The organism is Chryseobacterium sp. CS3K3.1 (assembly GCF_059515165.1).
The window spans coordinates 108048-127051 of the sequence record NZ_JCAKRV010000016.1; the positions used below are offsets into that span (position 1 = coordinate 108048).

Annotated in this window: 19 protein-coding genes; 9 read left to right on the forward strand and 10 right to left on the reverse strand. The window is 37.4% G+C overall.

Annotated elements, in window-relative coordinates; all coding sequences use genetic code 11:
- Window positions 1-45: 45 nt before the first annotated feature.
- Both hxpB and AC5YGI_RS15605 read right to left on the reverse strand, forming a co-directional pair.
- Complete coding sequence (hxpB, locus tag AC5YGI_RS15600) at window positions 46-693, reverse strand: hexitol phosphatase HxpB (protein WP_496168948.1); 648 nt, start codon at window positions 691-693, stop codon at window positions 46-48.
- Window positions 694-727: 34 nt separating this feature from the next.
- The gene (locus AC5YGI_RS15605) at window positions 728-1348 is read right to left on the reverse strand and encodes a helix-turn-helix transcriptional regulator (protein ID WP_330745992.1); all 621 of its coding nucleotides are present in this window, start codon (window positions 1346-1348) and stop codon (window positions 728-730) included.
- A gap of 194 nt (window positions 1349-1542) precedes the next feature.
- Here AC5YGI_RS15605 and AC5YGI_RS15610 point away from each other — a divergent pair, with 194 nt between their 5' ends.
- The 4 genes from AC5YGI_RS15610 (at window position 1543) to AC5YGI_RS15625 (ending at window position 3775) form a co-directional block, all read left to right on the forward strand.
- A complete protein-coding gene (locus AC5YGI_RS15610; RefSeq protein WP_330745991.1) occupies window positions 1543-2169 on the forward strand; it encodes a superoxide dismutase in 627 nt (208 codons plus the stop codon).
- 23 nt (window positions 2170-2192) lie between these two features.
- On the forward strand, window positions 2193-2693 hold the full coding sequence (locus AC5YGI_RS15615) for a DUF2480 family protein (RefSeq protein WP_330745990.1): 501 nt from the start codon (window positions 2193-2195) through the stop codon (window positions 2691-2693).
- 3 nt (window positions 2694-2696) lie between these two features.
- Entirely contained in the window at window positions 2697-3254 is a 558-nt protein-coding gene (locus tag AC5YGI_RS15620) for an NADPH-dependent FMN reductase (RefSeq protein WP_330745989.1), read from the forward strand.
- A 170-nt stretch (window positions 3255-3424) separates the two neighbouring features.
- Window positions 3425-3775 (forward strand): 4Fe-4S dicluster domain-containing protein, encoded by a 351-nt coding sequence (locus tag AC5YGI_RS15625; RefSeq protein ID WP_110009729.1) that lies wholly within the window; start codon window positions 3425-3427, stop codon window positions 3773-3775.
- A 123-nt stretch (window positions 3776-3898) separates the two neighbouring features.
- Here the strand turns inward: AC5YGI_RS15625 and AC5YGI_RS15630 are convergent, their stop codons facing one another.
- Together AC5YGI_RS15630 and AC5YGI_RS15635 are read right to left on the reverse strand one after the other, a co-directional pair.
- Window positions 3899-4852, reverse strand: a complete 954-nt coding sequence (locus AC5YGI_RS15630; protein ID WP_330745988.1) for a ketopantoate reductase family protein — start codon at window positions 4850-4852, stop codon at window positions 3899-3901.
- Window positions 4853-4916: 64 nt separating this feature from the next.
- Complete coding sequence (locus AC5YGI_RS15635; protein WP_110009727.1) at window positions 4917-5498, reverse strand: Crp/Fnr family transcriptional regulator; 582 nt, start codon at window positions 5496-5498, stop codon at window positions 4917-4919.
- Between the two features lie 141 nt (window positions 5499-5639).
- Here AC5YGI_RS15635 and AC5YGI_RS15640 point away from each other — a divergent pair, with 141 nt between their 5' ends.
- Window positions 5640-6395, forward strand: a complete 756-nt coding sequence (locus AC5YGI_RS15640) for a helix-turn-helix domain-containing protein (RefSeq protein WP_330745987.1) — start codon at window positions 5640-5642, stop codon at window positions 6393-6395.
- A gap of 27 nt (window positions 6396-6422) precedes the next feature.
- Window positions 6423-7589, forward strand: a complete 1167-nt coding sequence (locus AC5YGI_RS15645; protein WP_330745986.1) for an FAD-dependent oxidoreductase — start codon at window positions 6423-6425, stop codon at window positions 7587-7589.
- Window positions 7590-7686: 97 nt separating this feature from the next.
- On the opposite strand, the gene AC5YGI_RS15650 is transcribed toward AC5YGI_RS15645, so the two are convergent.
- The 3 genes from AC5YGI_RS15650 to AC5YGI_RS15660 form a co-directional block, all read right to left on the reverse strand.
- Window positions 7687-10689 (reverse strand): reprolysin-like metallopeptidase, encoded by a 3003-nt coding sequence (locus tag AC5YGI_RS15650; protein WP_496168950.1) that lies wholly within the window; start codon window positions 10687-10689, stop codon window positions 7687-7689.
- A gap of 646 nt (window positions 10690-11335) precedes the next feature.
- Window positions 11336-12760: a tetratricopeptide repeat protein gene (locus tag AC5YGI_RS15655; RefSeq protein WP_496168951.1), complete on the reverse strand. Its 1425-nt coding sequence runs from the start codon at window positions 12758-12760 to the stop codon at window positions 11336-11338.
- 168 nt (window positions 12761-12928) lie between these two features.
- Complete coding sequence (locus tag AC5YGI_RS15660; protein WP_496168952.1) at window positions 12929-14422, reverse strand: tetratricopeptide repeat protein; 1494 nt, start codon at window positions 14420-14422, stop codon at window positions 12929-12931.
- A gap of 379 nt (window positions 14423-14801) precedes the next feature.
- Between AC5YGI_RS15660 and AC5YGI_RS15665 the strand changes: the two genes are divergently transcribed.
- Together AC5YGI_RS15665 and AC5YGI_RS15670 are read left to right on the forward strand one after the other, a co-directional pair.
- On the forward strand, window positions 14802-15305 hold the full coding sequence (locus AC5YGI_RS15665) for a GNAT family N-acetyltransferase (RefSeq protein WP_496168953.1): 504 nt from the start codon (window positions 14802-14804) through the stop codon (window positions 15303-15305).
- A gap of 151 nt (window positions 15306-15456) precedes the next feature.
- Window positions 15457-16323 (forward strand): alpha/beta hydrolase family protein, encoded by an 867-nt coding sequence (locus AC5YGI_RS15670; protein WP_496168955.1) that lies wholly within the window; start codon window positions 15457-15459, stop codon window positions 16321-16323.
- A gap of 5 nt (window positions 16324-16328) precedes the next feature.
- Here the strand turns inward: AC5YGI_RS15670 and AC5YGI_RS15675 are convergent, their stop codons facing one another.
- The 3 genes from AC5YGI_RS15675 to AC5YGI_RS15685 form a co-directional block, all read right to left on the reverse strand.
- Window positions 16329-17015, reverse strand: coding sequence for an MBL fold metallo-hydrolase (locus AC5YGI_RS15675; RefSeq protein ID WP_496168956.1), 687 nt, complete (start codon window positions 17013-17015; stop codon window positions 16329-16331).
- A gap of 55 nt (window positions 17016-17070) precedes the next feature.
- Window positions 17071-17658 (reverse strand): Crp/Fnr family transcriptional regulator, encoded by a 588-nt coding sequence (locus tag AC5YGI_RS15680; RefSeq protein WP_496168957.1) that lies wholly within the window; start codon window positions 17656-17658, stop codon window positions 17071-17073.
- Window positions 17659-17778: 120 nt separating this feature from the next.
- Window positions 17779-18456 (reverse strand): MarR family winged helix-turn-helix transcriptional regulator, encoded by a 678-nt coding sequence (locus AC5YGI_RS15685; protein WP_330745978.1) that lies wholly within the window; start codon window positions 18454-18456, stop codon window positions 17779-17781.
- A gap of 262 nt (window positions 18457-18718) precedes the next feature.
- Here AC5YGI_RS15685 and AC5YGI_RS15690 point away from each other — a divergent pair.
- The coding region (locus AC5YGI_RS15690; RefSeq protein ID WP_496168960.1) for a hypothetical protein at window positions 18719-19004 on the forward strand (286 nt) is incomplete at its 3' end.

The window sequence follows — 19004 nt, forward strand, 5'->3', positions numbered from 1 at the left end:
ATCATTTAACATTCACAGCGAAGCGGATTGACTATTCACTATTGACTACTCATCAAATAACGGCAGAAAAACTGTATTAAAATCCAGGATTTTAAAATCGGCAAGGTTTGAATCTATACTTTCATCATTATTGGTAAAAATGATGGTCTGCATTCCGGCTTCTTTTGCCGCCTTTAATCCTGACTGACTGTCTTCAATAGCAATACAGTGTTCCGGGGAAACTCCAAGATTTTTTGCAGAAGTAAGATATACGGCAGGATGAGGTTTTCCCTGAGTTTCAAACTCTGATGAGTGAATGGTATCAAACAGGTCATGAACCTGAAGCTTTTCAAGCACCGCATGGGCTACCCGTAAAGGAGCATTGGTAGCCAGCCCTATTTTGTAGTCTTTGTTCTTAAGATTTTTAATAAACTTCTCTACACCAGACATGGTACAGTTTTCAATTTGTATCATTTCGATTACTCTTGTAACCACTTTATTTTCCAGATCACAGGCATCAAAATTTTCCCAGGGAAATCTTTTATACCAGAATTCGGTTACTTCCTGAGTCGTCATATATTTGGTTTGTGCCGCAAGATCATCCGTAACCTGCACTCCATAGGATGAAAATACATCCAGTTCTGCCTGGGTCCAGAATTTTTCTGAGTCTACCAGAACACCGTCCATATCAAATATTACTGCTTTTAAAGCCATTTTGAATGATAAATTATAAGCGATGAATGATTAATTATTGGCTGATTTTATACACACAACGCTGCCCTCCGGAAATAATATGATCTATTCTTTCCACTGTATACTTCTTTCCTATCAGGGATTGGAAATTGGATAGCTCTGCACGGCAGAAACCCTGGCATTCTGTTGCTGCAGCGCATATCGGACAATGATTTTCAATCAGATAATAGTCTTCCCCTTCTTTTTTCCATTCCGCCATATAGCCTTCATCACTACGTACTTTTGAAAGAGATTCGAGGCGCTGTTCCAGTGATTCTGCCTTTGAAAGTACTTTTTCATAACGCTCATGGGTATTTTTTTCCCGGTCACTGATTAATAAATCCAGAGCATTTTCACCCAACAGGTTTTTTACGGATTTCAAAATCTGAACCGTAACATCCGCATGGGTATCCGGAAACTGAGCCAATCCTTTCTCTGTTAGAGTATAGTACGTAGATGGACGCCCAACCCCTTCGCTCTTCACCGAAGACCGGATCAATCCTTCCTGAGCAAGATTCAGTAAATGTTTTCTTGCCCCTTCTTTGGTGATCGACAATTCTTCAGCAATAAGAAGTGATGTAGCCTCACCTCTCATCTTTAAAAACATCAGAATACGATCCGCAGCCGGCTTCTTCATTTGACAATATTTAGGTTGTTTTATTTTTCAACAACAAATATAGTCATTTTCTATAACCTTATAAAATCAAGGATAAAATAAAGATTTACAACATTTTACTTCTACTCACCAGAAAATAAATAAAACAACCATAAAGTTGTTTTATTTAAATATATTTCTACCTTTGTGAGACATTAATCAAAAAAATAAATACAATGACTCCATTTACATTACCACAGTTACCTTATGCTTACGATGCTTTGGCGCCTTATATAGATAAAGAAACGATGACCATTCACCATCAGAAACATCATCAGGCTTATGTAGATAATCTGAATGCAGCACTGGCACAAACCAATGAAACCAATCCCGACCTTGATTCATTACTGCAAAGAATAAGTGAATACAGTCCTGCTGTCAGAAATAATGGTGGCGGCCACTATAACCATTCTTTATTCTGGGAAATTATTTCTCCACAACCCAAGCTGAATCCTGAAGGCATGCTTCATGACGATATCACAGCCACTTTCGGAAGCCTCGACAATCTAAAAGCAGAAATGAAGAAGACAGGTTTGTCGCAATTTGGTTCAGGATGGGTATGGCTTTTTGTAAAATTCAACGGCTCATTGGCCATCAGTTCTACTCCTAATCAGGATAATCCGATGATGGATATTCTTTCCACCAACAGAGGTTTTCCGATTCTTGGAATAGATGTCTGGGAACATGCCTATTATCTGAATTATCAAAATAAACGCGCAGATTATTTGGATGCTTTCTGGTCTGTACTGGATTGGTCTGCTGTTGAAGGAAAATATGAAGAAGCCTTGTCAAAAGTAAGATAAATAATACTGAAAGTAAACGAATTATGACTGAGGAAAATTTTATCAATAAAGCAAAGGCTTCAGGCATTATTGCTCTTGACCTTTCAGATTACAAACCTACTACGGACATTGTAGAACTGGATATCAAAGAACATCTTTTTATGGGAATGATTGTTAAGGAGAAAGAATTTAAAGAATCAATTGCTGCGGTGGATTTTTCTGTTTACAATGAAAAAGCAGTAGCGATCATCTGTTCTACGGATGCTATTATTCCACCCTGGGCTTATATGCTGATTATGGAAAAATTGTCTCCTTACGCTTCTTATGCTGATTTAAACAATGCAGAAACTGTTCTGCTGGATCTATGGAAACGCCGTCTCATCTATGCTGATCTGAAACAGTATAAAAATCAGAAAGTGGTTGTCCGCGCAAGTACTCATCATGATCCTTCATTGTATTTATTAGCAGCAGGATTACTGAAACCGCTGGTAAAAACACTGATGTATGGTGAAATAGGGTTACCCAAAGTAATTTTTAAACATTAAAAAATGAAAGCAATCATATTCAACGGATCGCTGGAAAGAAGAACCTTATCTACTTCCGGACTGATTTCGGATTATTTTTCTGAACACCTGAAAATGTTGGGAATTCAGACTGATATTTTTACACTTGCTGACTCCGGCATTCCTCTATTCGATGTCACACTTACCAAAACTCCTTTGGCCGTAGAGCGTATGGCTCAAATGTTTACAGATGCTGATCTGCATATCTGGCTGGCTCCGCTTTATCACGGCAGCATTCCGGGAGTAATGAAAAACTGTCTGGACTGGCTTGAAGTAACCGCCAACCGGTACGAGCCTTATCTCACAGATAAAACTGTAGGGCTGGTATGCTGGGCTGATGGTCTCCAGGCCATGCAGGGAATTAACGCCATGGATTCTATAGCCAAATCATTGCGTGCCTGGCCGTTGCCATTCAGTGTTCCGATTGTCAGGTCTTCATTATTTAAGGCAGAACAACCCTCTCAGATTTCGGATCTGTATTCCGGTAAGTTTGATAAGCTTATCAGCATTGCAGCTTCTAAAAAAATAACCATTATTGACTAAGTACTGGCAGAAATCACTGCATATTAATGATTTAAAATAAAAAATAGCACACTTTATGCTGCTTATTTTCAAAGAACAGTGTTGAACTGCTGTAATTAAGTTTAGCGGGGATTTCCGAACTGTTCAACGTTGACGAAATCCCTTTTTTAAACCCTTTAAATTCAAACAATATGGCTATAAAAATAACAGATGCCTGTATCAACTGTGGAGCCTGCGAACCGGAATGCCCCAACTCAGCCATTTACGAAGGTGCTATTGACTGGCGCTGGAAAGACAAAACCAAACTTTCAGGACATATCATATTTCCTGACGGTACGGAAGGTGATGCCGATGCTTATCATCAGGCAGTCTCGGATGAAGTGTATTATATTGTATCCGGAAAATGTACGGAGTGTAAAGGGTTTCATGAGGAACCTCAATGTAAGGCGGTATGCCCTGTAGACTGCTGTGTAGATGACCCTGATCATCGGGAAACTGAAGAAATATTATTAAACCGGCAAAAATTTATGCACAGTGCCTAAGTACCCGATTGAGTCGTCTGATAAACGCTATGAAGCAAGAAAGCGACTAAAAAATTTGTATCTTTTATATTTAATTTTCAATGGAGGCGGGCTTTAGCCCGCCTTCTTATATTTTCTTTCCCATCAGCTTTCGCATACACTTATTTTTTCTTTAATCTCGGTGTAAATTTTTTGAGTAAAAGGAGTTTCTACAGCTGTTTCAGCGCCATATTTCAATACAGCACCTGCAAACAATTCCAGCTCATTATCCTTTTTTCCGGAATTAATATCAAGCTGTAAGGAAGTTGGAGTCTCAAAAGGAAATGTTGAGGCTTTTTCAAATGTTTTAGCGATGATATCTTCCTGAAGATAGATTCCTTTCTTATCAGCGATCTGTTTGATTTCTTTCATAATTTCAGCCGCTTCTTTCTGCTGCTGTTCATCGGTACATACAGTTCCAATAGATGAATTATGCTTTGCTGTTACCAATCCGAAGCTGGCAATAAAAATAAATTTCGTCCAGATATCTGATAATGAATTATCTTTAAAATCAAAGTCGATTTTACTTTCACTCAATAGCTCTGTAATCCATTCTACAGGGGCAGAAAAATGCTCAGGATCTCTTCCCACAATCATTTTTCCGGCTTTTCCTTTATGTTCCACTACTCCTCTTTCTTTAATATGGGAAGCTACGTAGATACAGGTTGGAAGAATAGTGTGTTCCGGAATTATTTTACGGATTCTGTCATAAATATCTGCTCCGTTCATCATCGGAAGCAATACAGTATCTTTATTAATAACTTCCTGCAACTGTTTACAGACATTTTCAAGATCGTACTCTTTTACACAGATCAAAACCAGGTCAGGATTTTTGATCTCACTGATATTCTGCAGGATATCATCAGGACGGGTCTGAGAATTGGAATGCTCGGGAGATAACAAAGTCAAGCCGTTTTCTTTCACTTTCTCATACGTTGCTCCACGGGCAACAAAAGAAATGGTATATTTTTCCGTGGTTTCATTATTCTGATTTATTTTAAATCCAAAATAACCGCCTACACCACCTAATCCTACTACAACAATATGTTTTTTGTTCATGAAATTATTTTTAAGCAAAGATGAGCGATGATTCCTGAACTATCACTTGACAAATGAAAAGAAATTACAATTTATGAATATCCCTTCTGATCCTGCTCAAGGAACTGTCCTTGATCCCAAGGTAAGAAGCAATCACCTTCAAAGGAACATGCTGAAAAATATCGGGATCTTTTTTCATCAGGTTAAAATATCTCGTGGAAGCCTTCTGACTCGCCATTTCGATGAGCCGGTCATGGATCGTATAATAATTAAGAACAAAAAGAAGCCTGCTGAACTCTCTGAATTCAGGAATATTATGAAAATTATGCTGTACGTTTTCCAATCCGGTCTCCCAAAAGACACATTCGGTGATCGTCTGATATATTTCTTTGGTAGGCTGCTGTCTGAAAAAAGACAGAAAATCATTAACGAAGCAGGGAGCTGTATAAATATTGGTGGTAATCTCCTCATTATCTTCATTCAGGATATAAGACCGCACATAGCCTTTTTCCAGGAAGTAGGTTTTGGTACTGATCGTATCTTTATCCAGCAAAACAGTATTTGCTTTTACCTCAAAATGACTGAATTTTTCAGTAATTTTTTCAACTACTTCAGCTTGGATACTGAATAAGGAATGGAAGTAGGCATTAAGTGATGATTTGTTCATAAAATAAAAGCTGCAGCATATTTGTTTTTAAATCTCTCCCGACAAAAATAGCATTTATAACCTATTAAATAAACTATATTCTTTTTTAATAGATCAGATGTATTTTGTAATTTTCTTCTTTAAAAGACATAAGACATTACTATGGAGAATGACTTCACTTACCTTTTCATCGAACCTGATAAAGAGATTGCAGATTTCGTTGAAAATCTGGGCACTTTTCAGAACCTTTCGGATGAAGCTAAGGAAGTGGTTATCATTCCGGATGGAAGAATTGATTTATTTTTTTCACAGTCGGCTTCAGAACCTTTTCATGTTACGCTTCTCGGATTGGAAACCTATCCTGAGCAAAGGTTTATAGCTCCCCGTATGACTACTTTTGTTGTAAGTTTCAAACCTCTTGCAGTTGAATACATTCTGAATACCTCCATTGCTGATTTATTGAATATCGGAAAAGAGCTTTCTCCTGATTTCTGGAATTTTAAAGCCTATGATATAAAGGATTTCAGCCATTGCTGTACGAAAGCAACCCAAAAAATAAAAGAACTGCTCCCACTGAAAGTAGATGAAAGAAAACGAAAACTTTTTGAGCTGGTATATGCCTCAAAAGGAGAAATGAGCGTGCAGGAACTTTCTGAAAAAACAGGCTGGAGCAGCAGACAGATTAACCGGTACTTTACCAAACAACTTGGCCTGTCATTAAAAGCCTACTCTACTATTTTACGTTTCAGAGCATCATTGGAACATATTGCCCAAGGGAGGCTTTTCCCGGAACTCAATTATACAGACCAGAACCATTTCATCAAAGAAGTAAAGAAATTTTCCGGGGTTGCTCCCAAAGAATTATCCAGAAATGAAAACGACCGATTTGTACTATTATCCGTGTTGAAAGGAAGATAAATTTGCCATGTAAAATTTAAATCAACAATGCTGATAGACAATAAATCAATAGCAATCGTTGGTGGCGGTCCGGCAGGACTTACACTGGCAAGACTTTTACAATTGAAAGGTGCAGATGTAAAAGTATATGAAAGAGACTTCAACAAAAATGCACGCGTAAAGGGTTCTCCACTCGATATGCATGAAGATTCAGGTTTGGCAGCCATCCGTAAAGCGGAACTTCTGGAAGAGTTTAAACAGGTTTTCCGTCCCGGAGCAGACAGAACACTGATCATGAATGAAAAGGCAGAAATATTTTTTAATGATCACGAAACGAAACCTGAAGAGGATTTTGGTCATGAACATTTCCGTCCTGAAATAGACCGAGGCCCGTTACGAAATATGCTGTTAGAATCTTTGCATCCTGAAACGGTAATCTGGGACAGTCATTTTCTTTCTATGGAACCACAGAATGAAGGCTGGCTGCTTCATTTTAAAAACGGGAAGTCAGTGTACGCTGACATTGTCATTGCTTCAGATGGTGCCAATTCTAAAATCCGTCCTTATCTCAATAATAATAAACCTGTTTATTCAGGAATCATAATGCTGGAAGGAAATGTTGCAAAAGAAAATGCACCTCAGATTGATACTTTGATCAAAGGGGGAAAAATAATGGCATTCGGAAATTCTCAAAATATTTTAATGGGACAAAAAGGCAATGGAGATCTCGGGTTCTATGCAAGCTTTAAAGCCGATGAAAACTGGCCTTCCGCCAGCGGTCTTGATTTTTCCGATCAAGCGCAGATGCTGAAATGGTTCAAAACAGAATATTCCGAATGGGCTTCTATCTGGGAAGAATTGTTTGAAAATGCAATAACTCCTTTTATTCCACGCCTGATTTACTCTATGCCCTTGGATCAGACCTGGGAAACACAGCCTAACCTGACTCTGATTGGTGACGCAGCACATGTGATGCCTCCTTTTGCAGGAGAAGGCGCCAATATGGCGATGCTGGATGCCCTGGAACTGAGCGAACATTTAACAGATAACAATTATACTACTGTAAAGGAAGCTATTTCCGCCTACGAACACCACATGCGTAAGAGAGCTGCTGCTGCCACAAAAGAATCCCTGCAAAACGGAGAACGGATGCATTCTGAAAAATCATTAACCATCATGCTCGATTTTTTTAACGGTCATTTGACATCAAAGTAAAACAAAAGGCTGCCTCCAATACAGAGACAGCCTTTTTTTAGTTTAATAAATTCTTTTTCTCTCCGCTTTTAGATCCGGGTGCGGAGGTTCATATGTGTTATTTCTTGATCAATTTGGTATTATAAGTATTTTTGTCATCTTTTATTGTAATCACATACATTCCTTTTACCAGAGAAGCTACATTGATCTTTCCGTCAATCTTACCTTCCTGAACAAGTCTTCCATCCGCACTATAGATTTTATAGTCGCCTTTACCTTTAAGGTTTTTCACTTCTACAAATGTATCTGCAGGATTAGGATAAACAGATACCTCTGATGATTTTGTATCTACCGTTTCTCTCACGGCAAGTGTACTCGCGGTAATTTTCACAGGAAGATCCATAATACCTCCAGCCTGGCTTGACAACTCACCACATACGCTGTTCAGGGCACTCGTTGCGAATTTACCAACCATCCTCATTCTTAACACCTTATCTCCGGAGTAAGTGGTAGCAGGAACGGTGAAGTTAAAACCAGGCAACGCTATATTACCTGCATTTGTTGTCGCTGAAGTCTGTCCTACCCTTTCTGTAGATTCAAATACTCCGTTTCTATTGTAATCAATCCAGGCAGATAGATTTACCGGCAATCCGTTTTGCAACAGATTCCCTATTCTAGGCGTAAGCGTATAGGTACTTCCTTGTGTCAAATTAACAACTTTAGTAAGATCTTCGCTTAAATCTTTATAGGATTTTGCTGTAAGATCACTAAAATCAAGATTCGCAACGGTAACTTTTAAGATGGCTCCTACATAAGGTGAACCTGAATTTAAAAGGCAGTAATCAACTCCTGTCTTTAATCCTTTTGTTTTAAATGTATAATTATTAGAGAAAGTTCCGGGAACTGAATTTACCACAGCTGCTACCTGAACTTCGTAATTGGTTTCATCTTCTAAATTATTCAGAACTACAGAATTTGCCTGGCTAGCAACATTAGACCAGGTGGCTGTTCCTGCTTTTCTGTAATTGACAGAGTAAGCAGCTCCGGGAACACTATTCCAGGATACCCTTGCTGTTGTTTTGAAAACCTCAGTATCTATCGTGGAAACTCCTGTAGGCGCTGATGCAGTCGAAGTAGGTGCACTTCCCACAGTAACAGCAGGAGAAACTGCATAAAAGATATTCCCTACAGCTGACACTCTTAATTTTACTGCTCCGCTTATATTACCCGGCATTTGTACACTATAGCTTCCGGTGTTTGGAGTTGAAGCGACAAGATTTGTCCAGGTTGCACCGTTATCTGTAGTATAATCTATTTTCACGCTCGCTGTATTATAAGGGGCTGCATTTGTATTGGCAACCTCCCAATAGATTGTGTTTAGTGCATCATTATACAATACTGAAGATGTGGTCAGTCCGTTGAATTTGAATGGCCCGTCATTCCCTACAGTCACTGTAGTTGTTGAGCTTGAAACCATGGGACGCTGAGCGTTCAGATCCCGTACCGTTACCGCATAGTTCAATGTTCGCGGGATATATGATACTGTTTCCCATCTCTGTTTGTCTGTCAGGATTCCATTCATCACACTTGCAAAGTTGGGAAAATACCTTCTTCCGTTTGCTGTTCCGGGAACTGATCTTGCCAAAGCTCCTTTTGGATTGTATCCCCATCCGCTATCGCCGGAAATGGTAGAAAATTCATCAGTACTGTCATTCTGTTCCCAGGTATAGTTCACAGAATCATTTTCAGCATCTGTAGCTGAAGCTTCAAGATAATAAGCAGTTCCTTTAGGAATACTATAAGCAGCTAAAGGATTAATGGCGGGAGCAGTATTGTTGATAATGTTTTGAGAGGCTCCGCAATTAACTTTACTTTCTAAATTAGTTAATACCTGATCAATGGATTTATAATGAAAATATCCGTCAGCATTAGCCTGAACATTATCATAGGTAATCCCGGCATAGCCCATAATAGTAGTACCTCCTCCAGGCTCTACATTGGCACCCTGATTGGCATCTGTGACAGAAGTATTTGAAAATGTGTGATTAGCTCCCAACTGATGTCCCATTTCATGGGCTGCCGTAAAATCAAAAACTTCCCCCACCGGAACAGGTCCCTGGGTGTAAGCGGAGCCTTTTTTTATTTCAGTATTAGTCGCCGGATCGATGCAGACAATTCCGATTCCTCCTGCGTTTCCACTTCTCTCAGCATTCTGATTAAGAACATGGCCGATATCATAGTTGGCATTTCCCACTACAGAGGTAAGGGTTTGTTGCAGCTGGAGATTCAAATTCCCTGTATAAGGATCTGTTGCCGGATCAAGATAGATGATATCCGGAATATTCTGAACCGTTAAATGGGCTCCGAAATCCCGTTCAAAAACCCCGTTTATGCGGGTCATGGTATTGTTCATGGCGGCCAGTACAACGCCTTTTTTTACGTCGTCGGTCGCATTGGCCGGAGTTCCCGCCGCTGTTAACTGATATTGGCTGTATTCTCCTGTAACGGACAATGCCATTCTAAAATCTCTGTATTTTGTATTGGTAGGTCTGCTGGCAATCCCCACTCCGGAAAGCATTTTTTTACCATTCTCTACCAATTTATTAATACTCTTAAAATCATGTTCTCCTGTGTCACATTTAAAGCCGTGCTCTCCTTCATTCTTTGATTTATAGAATACGCCGTAAGTCTGTTTATCAGCACTTATTGGTTCTATAAACTGAAAAATACCATTTTTAATGATCATAGACTGCATATCATAGGGAGAGGTACTGAATCTCAAATATTTAGACGGATCATCTACGCCCACTCCTACATATGACCCAAGCTGATATCTTTCGGCCAGGGATTTATCAATAACCGGATTGCTATAGACAGCAAACTTTTCGATCTTCCCTTCAACCGTGGGTAAAGAAATAATAACTGGTGTTGCTCCTTTCCCGGTTTCTTCAGCATTTCTCAGCATTTCGCGAAGAGATTTCAGATCCACTCTATAAGAATGTTGTACTTCTACTCCTTCTCTTATCTGTGAAGTTTTCTGTGAGGCAGATTCCCATCTCTGAGCATTGAAAACCGTAAAACAAGATGCTAATGCACAAACGAATAAAATTCTTTTTTTCATAGATTTATTTAAAATTACTTTGGTTGTATGAGTATAGGTGGCTCATTTTTATCAAAAGATCATTTTGGATTCTGGTTAATCCACTTAAGCATTATCATAAGTTCAACAAAATGAAATCAATGATGAAAAATTCACAACAAATCACTTCACAAAACTTGTATATTCCCAATAAAAAACAAAAATAAATGATACTACTCGTATACATCAGGACTTACAATTAATTAATTATCAGTCAATTACATTTTACACTCAATTTTGTCTTGCTAAATTCTGTTTTTTATAAGTAAGAATGAATACAATTCCAACCTAAAAAACGGATGAAAAAACATATTGAAAATCAACTAAAAAGAGGAAGAAAAAAAGAGAAATAATCAGGAATACAGTATAAAAAAGGAGAAACTTCCAAAGAACTACTGCTGCTTTTCATGAAAGGATTAACAAATTAAGAAAATATCATAATTATTTAAATATCAGATATTTAAAATCAAAAATATAACATGTAGTATCCGTGTAGTATCGTATTTTTTCATGTTTCCGTCAAAAATTTTCATATTTGAGCACTGAGACCACTAAAAAAAACCGGGTGGTGAAAAGAGAATATTTCGAGTACTGTCTGACCTGATGAATCAGACAGTTTTTTTTTGGATTATTGTAAGGTATCAAAGAAATGATAAATATCTGTATCCCCGGGAATATTCAATTTTTTTCTGATCCTGTATTTTTTCTGCTGAATACTTCTATGCTGAACCATCGTATAGTTTGCTATTTCTTTAGAAGAAAAATGTAATTTCAGCATTGCACAGAAAACCAGTTCGGAATTTTCAAGATTGGGGTTAATCATAAAAAGCTGAGGGATAAACTCGGGATAGGTTTCTTTAAAACGATCCAGGAACTCAGGATCATTCTTTTTACCAAGTTCTATAATTTCCTCCTGCTTATTGTCATTCATTCTTATTTTCAGATTTTCAGCTTCCCGGGCAAGAATTTTTTTTCGTTTTCTCAAGGCAATACTAATTCTCCAGGCATATACCCCCAGCAGGCAAAGCCCTAAAAACGACAGGGAAATAATCCAGTATATTTTGCTTTTATGGTGATCCGCATCCTGTTGGGTGACTGTAATAAAAGACTCCATATCCTGATTAATGGTAGCCAGCAAAGAGGTATTGGTTCTGTCGAAAGCCTCTGTATAGGCTTTCAAATAAAAATAGGCCTTCTCTTTATCTCCGGTACGTTCATATAACATTCTGAGATCGTTATAGATATACTTGCCATAATAAACATAGATACGTTTTGTTTTATCATTGATTTTCAATGCTTTGATGAGAGCCTGTTCCGCCTTATCATATTGTTTATCATAAAGAAAATATTCCCCCAAAATGGTATTGGCATAGAGGGCTATTCCATCTTCTTTACCTCTTAGATTGGCTTTATTATAAGCAATGGTTATATACTTATATGCAGAATCTTTGTCTTTATGCATATAGACATAATCGCTTATTGCACAATCTGCAAGACCGGTATCGTCCAGCCGTTTTGCTTTATGAAAATACCCCAGTGCTTTTTGGTACTCCTTTTTTTGAACAAGATAAATAGCCTGTCTGAAATAAATACTGAAAAGGATATCGTCTTTAAGCGGGGAATGATCACTTTTACTGATAAGACTCATTGCTTCATTATTGTATTGAAAAGCTTTATCAAGCCTTCGGAGCTCTACATTGAAGCGGCCATACACGTTGTAAAATCTTGCTTTGTGCAGGTTGTCTTCCGAATCATCCAGAATTTCCTTTGCATTATCAAAAAGAATCTGCGCCTTCTGGAAGTTTTCAAGCGATATATTAAGTTCTGCCAGATTGATATAGCATAGTGCCTTCCCATCCTGATAATTCATTTCATCGGCCTGTTTGTAATATCTTTTATTAAGACTAATGAGTGAATCATATTCTCCACCAAGCCTTAACTTTTCATTCTGTCTCAGTAAAGCAACGTCAAATTTCTTTTCAGCCTCTTTCTTTGAATGGGAATGGCACGAAACTAAAACAAAAAGTAACACAAAAAGAAAAATACGCATCATATGTCTCTCTAATTAAGCTAAATTCATGTATATATTATGATTAAAAATGATCTATCCGGAGAAAAACAGTCTGTATAATTTTAAAATTCTCAATGGTTATTTCTGCTAAGATCAACAATAAATCTTTTCATAAAACAGAATCATTCTGCTTTTATTGTGATGTACTTTTTATTCCGCCAGGTTTTCAAAAAAGTCGTAAATATCTGTTTCTCCGGGAATATTCAGTCTTTTTCTGATCCTGTATTTCTTTTGTTGAACAGATTTATGCTGTACAAAAGTATAATCTGCAATCTCTTTGGATGAAAAACGTAATTTCAGCATTGCACAGAAAGCCAGTTCTGAATTTTCAAGATCCGGATTGATCGCCAGCAGCGATTTAATAAATTCAGGAAAGAGCTCTTTGAATTTCAGCAAGAAAGAAGAATCATTTTTTTTAGCAAGTTCAGTCACCTCCTGAAGTTGTTTTGTCTGGACATGATTTTTAAGTGCGTCGGTCTGTTCTTTTAAAGTATTCTTCTTCTTTTGTAATCTGTTAATCATTTTCCGTACATAAACTCCTGACACAGTAAGTACTGTGATAGACAGTGCAATAAATAACGGAAGATCATTTTTATGCCAGTCCGATTCCTGTTTCATTTCCGAAATAAAATCTTCGGTAGCTTTATTCATAACGGCAAATCGTTCTGCATCAAATCTTCCCTCCTCTTCCATATATTTCTTCAGATAAAAATAGGCTTTCCCTCCGTCATTTTTTTTCTTATATACTTCTGCAAGTGATTTATAAACTTCTTTGATATGTGAAGAATAGGTCCGTCTTGTCTTGATATTAATTTCCAGTGCTTTTTTTAATGCTTTTTCAGCCTGTTCGCTATTTTCAATTTCATTATAGTAGTATCCCATTGTATAATATACCCAAAGAGATTCCACATCTGTAGTTTTCTGACTGATCATTTTTTCATCTGCTTTGCTGATGTATATACCTGCAGAATCAGGTTTATGGGTAAATAAATAGTACTGTGCCACCATACAATTGGTGTACGCCGAATTTTCCAACACATTTGCCTTTGTAAAGCATTTCAGAGAAGTTCCCAGCCATCCTTTCCATGCATAGTAAATTCCTTTGTTTACATAAAGTCTGGGTAGAAGTTTTTGGCTAAGCTTCGTTTTTCCGGCCTGTTTGAGAAAATAAAATGCTTTGTTATTGCATTCTATAGCCTTATCGTTTAATTTAAGATGAGAATAATAGAGACTGTAATCATCATAGAATGCTGCTTTATGGTAAGAATTTCCGGAATTGATCAGATCTTTTTCTGCTTTATTGAAAAAAAACCGGGCTTTTTCATAATTTCCTGCAGAAACATTTACGCCTGCCATATTCAGATAGCAGAGACCTTTTCCTGCTGTATATTTTATTTTTGCCGCTTTCTTCAGGTATTCCTTATTAAGCTTAACAAAAGCCTCATATTCACCAGACAACTGAAGATCGGAGCTTTGGGTCAACAGAGATACATCAAAGTTTTCCCGGTCTGTATTATCAGTTTCCTGATGACATGAAAACATAACCAGAATCAGCCCCATGAAGATTGTAAAGGCTAATATCTCTTTGATAGCCTTTGAGTGGATCGTTTTATTTTTAAAAATGATTACATTAATTTTTCCCATCAGCACCACTTTTCCCTGTATATCTACATATCTACCTATTCACTTACTTAAAAATAAGTTGATAATTTTCTATCGTTATTCTAATATTATTCCCCAATAAGTGTTATAAATATACATAAATTATCATGTTCATTGTGAAATAAACAGGTTATTTCGCAAAAATGTAACATTCAGATAAAATATTGTAATATTTCTCATTTAAGCAAACACTTTTTACCATTTAAAGACTGCTTTTATGAACTTTCTGTCAAAAAGTATATGCTTTATTTTAATAAGACTACCTGAAACGAAATTTGTTACAAGAAGATAAGCTTGTTTTATAATTTTTGATAAATTATTTTGACAAACAAAATTATCTCCATATTTGTATATTGATCTTATGAAAAATCTTATCAGTATGAATATCAGCTATCGCCAACTTCTTCCTGAAGAAAGTAAAGCATATCGGGCCATCCGTCTGGAAAGTCTGGAACAGTTTCCTGAGTCATTTTGCGCAACCTATCAGGAAGCCAGTAAAATTGAAAAATTTCAGATGGAAAACGACATTGAAGAACAGACTTTGGGAAAATTTGTAGTGGGTGCATTCTCAAATGATTTGCTGATAGGCATCTGTGCTTTTGTTAAAAGTGACGAAAACTCAGGTACTCTTTACCAAATGTATATAAAAAGAGAGTTCCAGGGAAAGAATATTGGTCAGGGATTAATTGAAGCTGTTATTCATGAAGCAGGCAGACAGTTTAATGATATTGAAATTTTCCTGGAAGTTACACCCGGAAATGACAAAGCGTACAATTTATATAGAAAAACAGGATTTCTGGAAGTAAAAAATACTTCTGCCGAAGATCCCGGTAATTATATTGTCATGAAATATACACCTGAATAAAAGCTGGATAACTTTCAAAATCATGATACAGAAACCTAGTACTGCATAGTTAAATATGATAAAGGAATCAGGGTATTTATTAAATTTAACAGAGAAAATGGATACAGTTTAATTTATAACGTATCATTAATTTTTTAAGTTAAATCGAAACATGAAAACGGAAAATTTTGAAACAGTATGTGAAGACGGTGTAAAGCTTAAAGGCATTCTTCTTATTCCGGAACATCCGAAGGCCGTGATCCAGTTTAACTGCGGCACCGCAACTAGAAAAGAATTTTATCTGTCTTTCCTCACCTATCTTGCTGAACATGATTTTCTGTGCTGCCTTTGGGATTACAGAGGAAGCGGAGATTCTTCTTCCTGCAATCTGAGATCCTGCGAGTTTACTTTTTCAGATTATGGAGTCAAAGATATGCCCGCCATCAAAAATTTTCTGAATAACAGGTTTCCTGATCTTCCGTTTATGATTGTCGGGCACAGTGCCGGTGGACAGCAAATAGGATTTATGAAAAACCTGGAGAATGTAAAAGGAATGGTCAATTTTGCGGTATCAGCAGGTTATTACAGGAATATGCCTCCTTATTACAGGATGAAGGCTTATTTCTATTTTTACATTTTTGCACCGGTAAGTGTTTTCATGACAGGCTATGTGAAAGCCAAAACCTTTGGGTTAATGGAAAACCTGCCCAGGAATGTAGTGTTTGAGTGGCGTACCTGGCTTGAAAAGAGAGATTATTTTTTCGATGCTCAATTTTATGGTAGAAGTGTACCTGTAGGGCATTTCAAGAATTATACATTCCCCATTCATTTATTCTGGACTACGGATGATACCATTTCAAGCCAGAAGAACACAGAAACATACTGGCAGCATATTGACAGTAAAAAAGAGATCACCTTCACAAAATTGGTTCCTTCGGAATTAGGATTGAAAAAAATTGATCATTTCGGTTTTTTCAAAAAAAATATGAAAGACAGGCTTTGGGCTAATGTGGTAGAAAAGTTAAACGGTTTTCTTTAAACCATTTAACTCTGATCATTTTTTAAAGTCTTTACAAATTTCTCAAACTGTCGATCTGTATTGCGTAAGACCGGTCCGTGACCAAAGCAGATAGTAGCCGGATTCAATTCTGCCAGTTTCTGAAGCGATTTGATATTGCGCTGCTGATCTGTGGTGAACATATTGGGAGGAAGCCGAAGTCCCGGCACTGTCGTAAGCAGGTTCATATTGGTAGCGGCATCCCCAATGATCAGTAATCCATCCTGCTCGCGGAACAAGGAAATATGACCTCCCGCATGTCCTGGGGTTTCTATTACCTGAAAATTTCCGATTTTATCGTTTTCAACGATGGTCTGCCCTACTTGATGTCCCTGACCCGCCCAGTATTTCTGCTGAAGCTTTGCCAGCCAATGCTGCGGAGCCGGATAGTCGTTGGTTACGAGACCTGTTTCAGTCCTGAAAACTTCATTGGGATGGCACAGCAGGGGTATATTGAACTCTGCACATATATGATCGCTGCAGCCCTGGTGGTCTGCATGGGCATGGGTTAGTACATGTTGATGGACAGGGAATTTCTGCAGGATTTTCTTTATGGTTGTGTACGAACTTCGTATTCCTGAGTCTACCAGAACACCTTCAATAATATAGCAATTGATACTGTTTCGCGGCATGAGTGGAATATGGAATACTTCAGGAGCAATTTGATGTGGCATAATTTTTTTTCTGCAAATCTACATTGCCGATCAGTATGGCATAAGGACATTTGTCCTATAATATGCCGGGTCTGTGGATTTGTCCCTTCGCCCGGGTAAGTGATCGCTGTGTGATTCCAAGGTATGAAGCCAGATCCTGTGTCGATATCCGTTTTACGAGCATCGGTTCATCAGATAAGACATGACGGTATTTGTCTACGGCGGATTTATTATTGTAATTCAGAAGATAACGTTCCTTTTGAATATACTCCTGCTCTATCACCGATTTTGTAACTCCGTTCAGAGCAGCCACCTTTTCCAGCAGCTGCTGATAGTCTGGATAACTTATGCTATAGATTATGCTATCTTCTACAGCCCTGAAGCTTTTTCCGGATTTCTCCTGCGCTATAAACCCGGAAAACGAGGTGACAAATTCATTTTCAAACTTGAAGCAGGTAATATTTTCCTTACCTTCTTTGTCGGTAGCATATGCTTTTACAGCACCACTGGCAATAAATCCAATATAACGGCAGATTTCATCTTCATGAATAAAAAAATCACCCTTTTTTAAGTGAACCGGTTTGAAGAACTGCAAAGAAAAGTTGACTTCATCGGGTGATAATCCTCCTGCTGAGGACAGATAATTTTCAAATACATTACTCATCCCGCAGTCTGTTTGGTTTTTATTTTCTTGCAAATCACACATCAGATCCAGTAATTTTATTAAGGTGAATAAAGGAATTAATTATAAAAATAAGGTTAGGTTAACTATCACTTTTAAATATTAAGAACCCTTAAATACATACTCATCATACACCGTATTGATCAGCTCATCAGGATTGATGTTCCGTGAAAAAATAGGATAATGAAAGCGATCCAGCTTATTAAGAATACGGATCAGTTCCATTTTCTCATAGTGGTTGAGATTTCCGGCAACGATATTGGTAGCCTGGCGGATTTTTTCCATTTGATTTTCCAGGACCTTTAATCCTCTTTCGGTAATACGGATTAATTTACTGCGTTTATCTACATCAGAATCTGTCTGTTCTATAAGTCCCTGGCGCAAAAGCCTGGCGATAATAAGCATCCCTACCGGCTTATCATGGATATTTTTTTTGATAAGCGCCATTTTCGTCATTTCCCCGAAAGCTTTAAGATTAATCAGATAAATAAAATCTTCCTGAGTAGAAAATTCAGAATGTGAGATGGCAGACTTTGAATAGGTTTTTGCATACCGGTTAAGATGAACAAGTAATGTACTGATGGCACTCTCCGGCGTTCTTCCGTTCTCCTTGCCTTCCCAGTAGGGCTCTTCAGGGTGATGTTCTTCCATATTCCCTTTACCAGAAATCCATGCTTTAAAGCCCTGAATAGTTACCGGATAAGACTCTGGGCTATTACTGACTTCAGTTTCAAACTCTTCCAGCAGGTCTATATAATCTTTAATAAGCGTGTAATTCATTTCTGTTAAATAGTTTACAAATATACTAAATCCACCTCATATATAAGCAAAATTAAAGCAAATAGAAATAGATTCTGTGAACAATGGTGAACGGGTATTTCCTGTATAATACCCTGTTTTTTATCTTATCCAAACCTGGAATAAAAAGAAATGATAATCTGATCATTCTGATAATTAAAATTTTCTGATCATCCGTTCTGTGGTATTACGATGTAACACGGTATAATAATTGTTGGAAAATAAACAGGAGTAAAATAAGCGTATGGATCATATAGAAGCTGAACCTATAGATTTGGTAAGAGATAAAAATTTTATTGATAAATACTTCAGTTTAACTATAAAAAAGGAATTGAATATAGAAATCAATGTCAGCAGTGAGTATATTACTGCCCAAAATATTGTTTCCCGAAAATTAATTCTGGTGAAAACATTTTCAGATGCTGTCATGGGAAATCCTGAGCTGTACCTTTTATTGGCTTCTCTCATCCATGATGTGAATACCCACTCTTTAACAAAGGGACAGATCATCAGAGCAATGGAAAAAGAAT

Bases quoted from the DNA above. Each gene is read 5' to 3' on its own strand.
- hxpB (WP_496168948.1), bottom strand. From the start codon at position 693: ATGGCTTTAAAAGCAGTAATATTTGATATGGACGGTGTTCTGGTAGAC.
- AC5YGI_RS15605 (WP_330745992.1), bottom strand. From the start codon at position 1,348: ATGAAGAAGCCGGCTGCGGATCGTATTCTGATGTTTTTAAAGATGAGA.
- AC5YGI_RS15610 (WP_330745991.1), top strand. From the start codon at position 1,543: ATGACTCCATTTACATTACCACAGTTACCTTATGCTTACGATGCTTTG.
- AC5YGI_RS15615 (WP_330745990.1), top strand. From the start codon at position 2,193: ATGACTGAGGAAAATTTTATCAATAAAGCAAAGGCTTCAGGCATTATT.
- AC5YGI_RS15620 (WP_330745989.1), top strand. From the start codon at position 2,697: ATGAAAGCAATCATATTCAACGGATCGCTGGAAAGAAGAACCTTATCT.
- AC5YGI_RS15625 (WP_110009729.1), top strand. From the start codon at position 3,425: ATGGCTATAAAAATAACAGATGCCTGTATCAACTGTGGAGCCTGCGAA.
- AC5YGI_RS15630 (WP_330745988.1), bottom strand. From the start codon at position 4,852: ATGAACAAAAAACATATTGTTGTAGTAGGATTAGGTGGTGTAGGCGGT.
- AC5YGI_RS15635 (WP_110009727.1), bottom strand. From the start codon at position 5,498: ATGAACAAATCATCACTTAATGCCTACTTCCATTCCTTATTCAGTATC.
- AC5YGI_RS15640 (WP_330745987.1), top strand. From the start codon at position 5,640: ATGGAGAATGACTTCACTTACCTTTTCATCGAACCTGATAAAGAGATT.
- AC5YGI_RS15645 (WP_330745986.1), top strand. From the start codon at position 6,423: ATGCTGATAGACAATAAATCAATAGCAATCGTTGGTGGCGGTCCGGCA.
- AC5YGI_RS15650 (WP_496168950.1), bottom strand. From the start codon at position 10,689: ATGAAAAAAAGAATTTTATTCGTTTGTGCATTAGCATCTTGTTTTACG.
- AC5YGI_RS15655 (WP_496168951.1), bottom strand. From the start codon at position 12,760: ATGATGCGTATTTTTCTTTTTGTGTTACTTTTTGTTTTAGTTTCGTGC.
- AC5YGI_RS15660 (WP_496168952.1), bottom strand. From the start codon at position 14,422: ATGGGAAAAATTAATGTAATCATTTTTAAAAATAAAACGATCCACTCA.
- AC5YGI_RS15665 (WP_496168953.1), top strand. From the start codon at position 14,802: ATGAAAAATCTTATCAGTATGAATATCAGCTATCGCCAACTTCTTCCT.
- AC5YGI_RS15670 (WP_496168955.1), top strand. From the start codon at position 15,457: ATGAAAACGGAAAATTTTGAAACAGTATGTGAAGACGGTGTAAAGCTT.
- AC5YGI_RS15675 (WP_496168956.1), bottom strand. From the start codon at position 17,015: ATGCCACATCAAATTGCTCCTGAAGTATTCCATATTCCACTCATGCCG.
- AC5YGI_RS15680 (WP_496168957.1), bottom strand. From the start codon at position 17,658: ATGAGTAATGTATTTGAAAATTATCTGTCCTCAGCAGGAGGATTATCA.
- AC5YGI_RS15685 (WP_330745978.1), bottom strand. From the start codon at position 18,456: ATGAATTACACGCTTATTAAAGATTATATAGACCTGCTGGAAGAGTTT.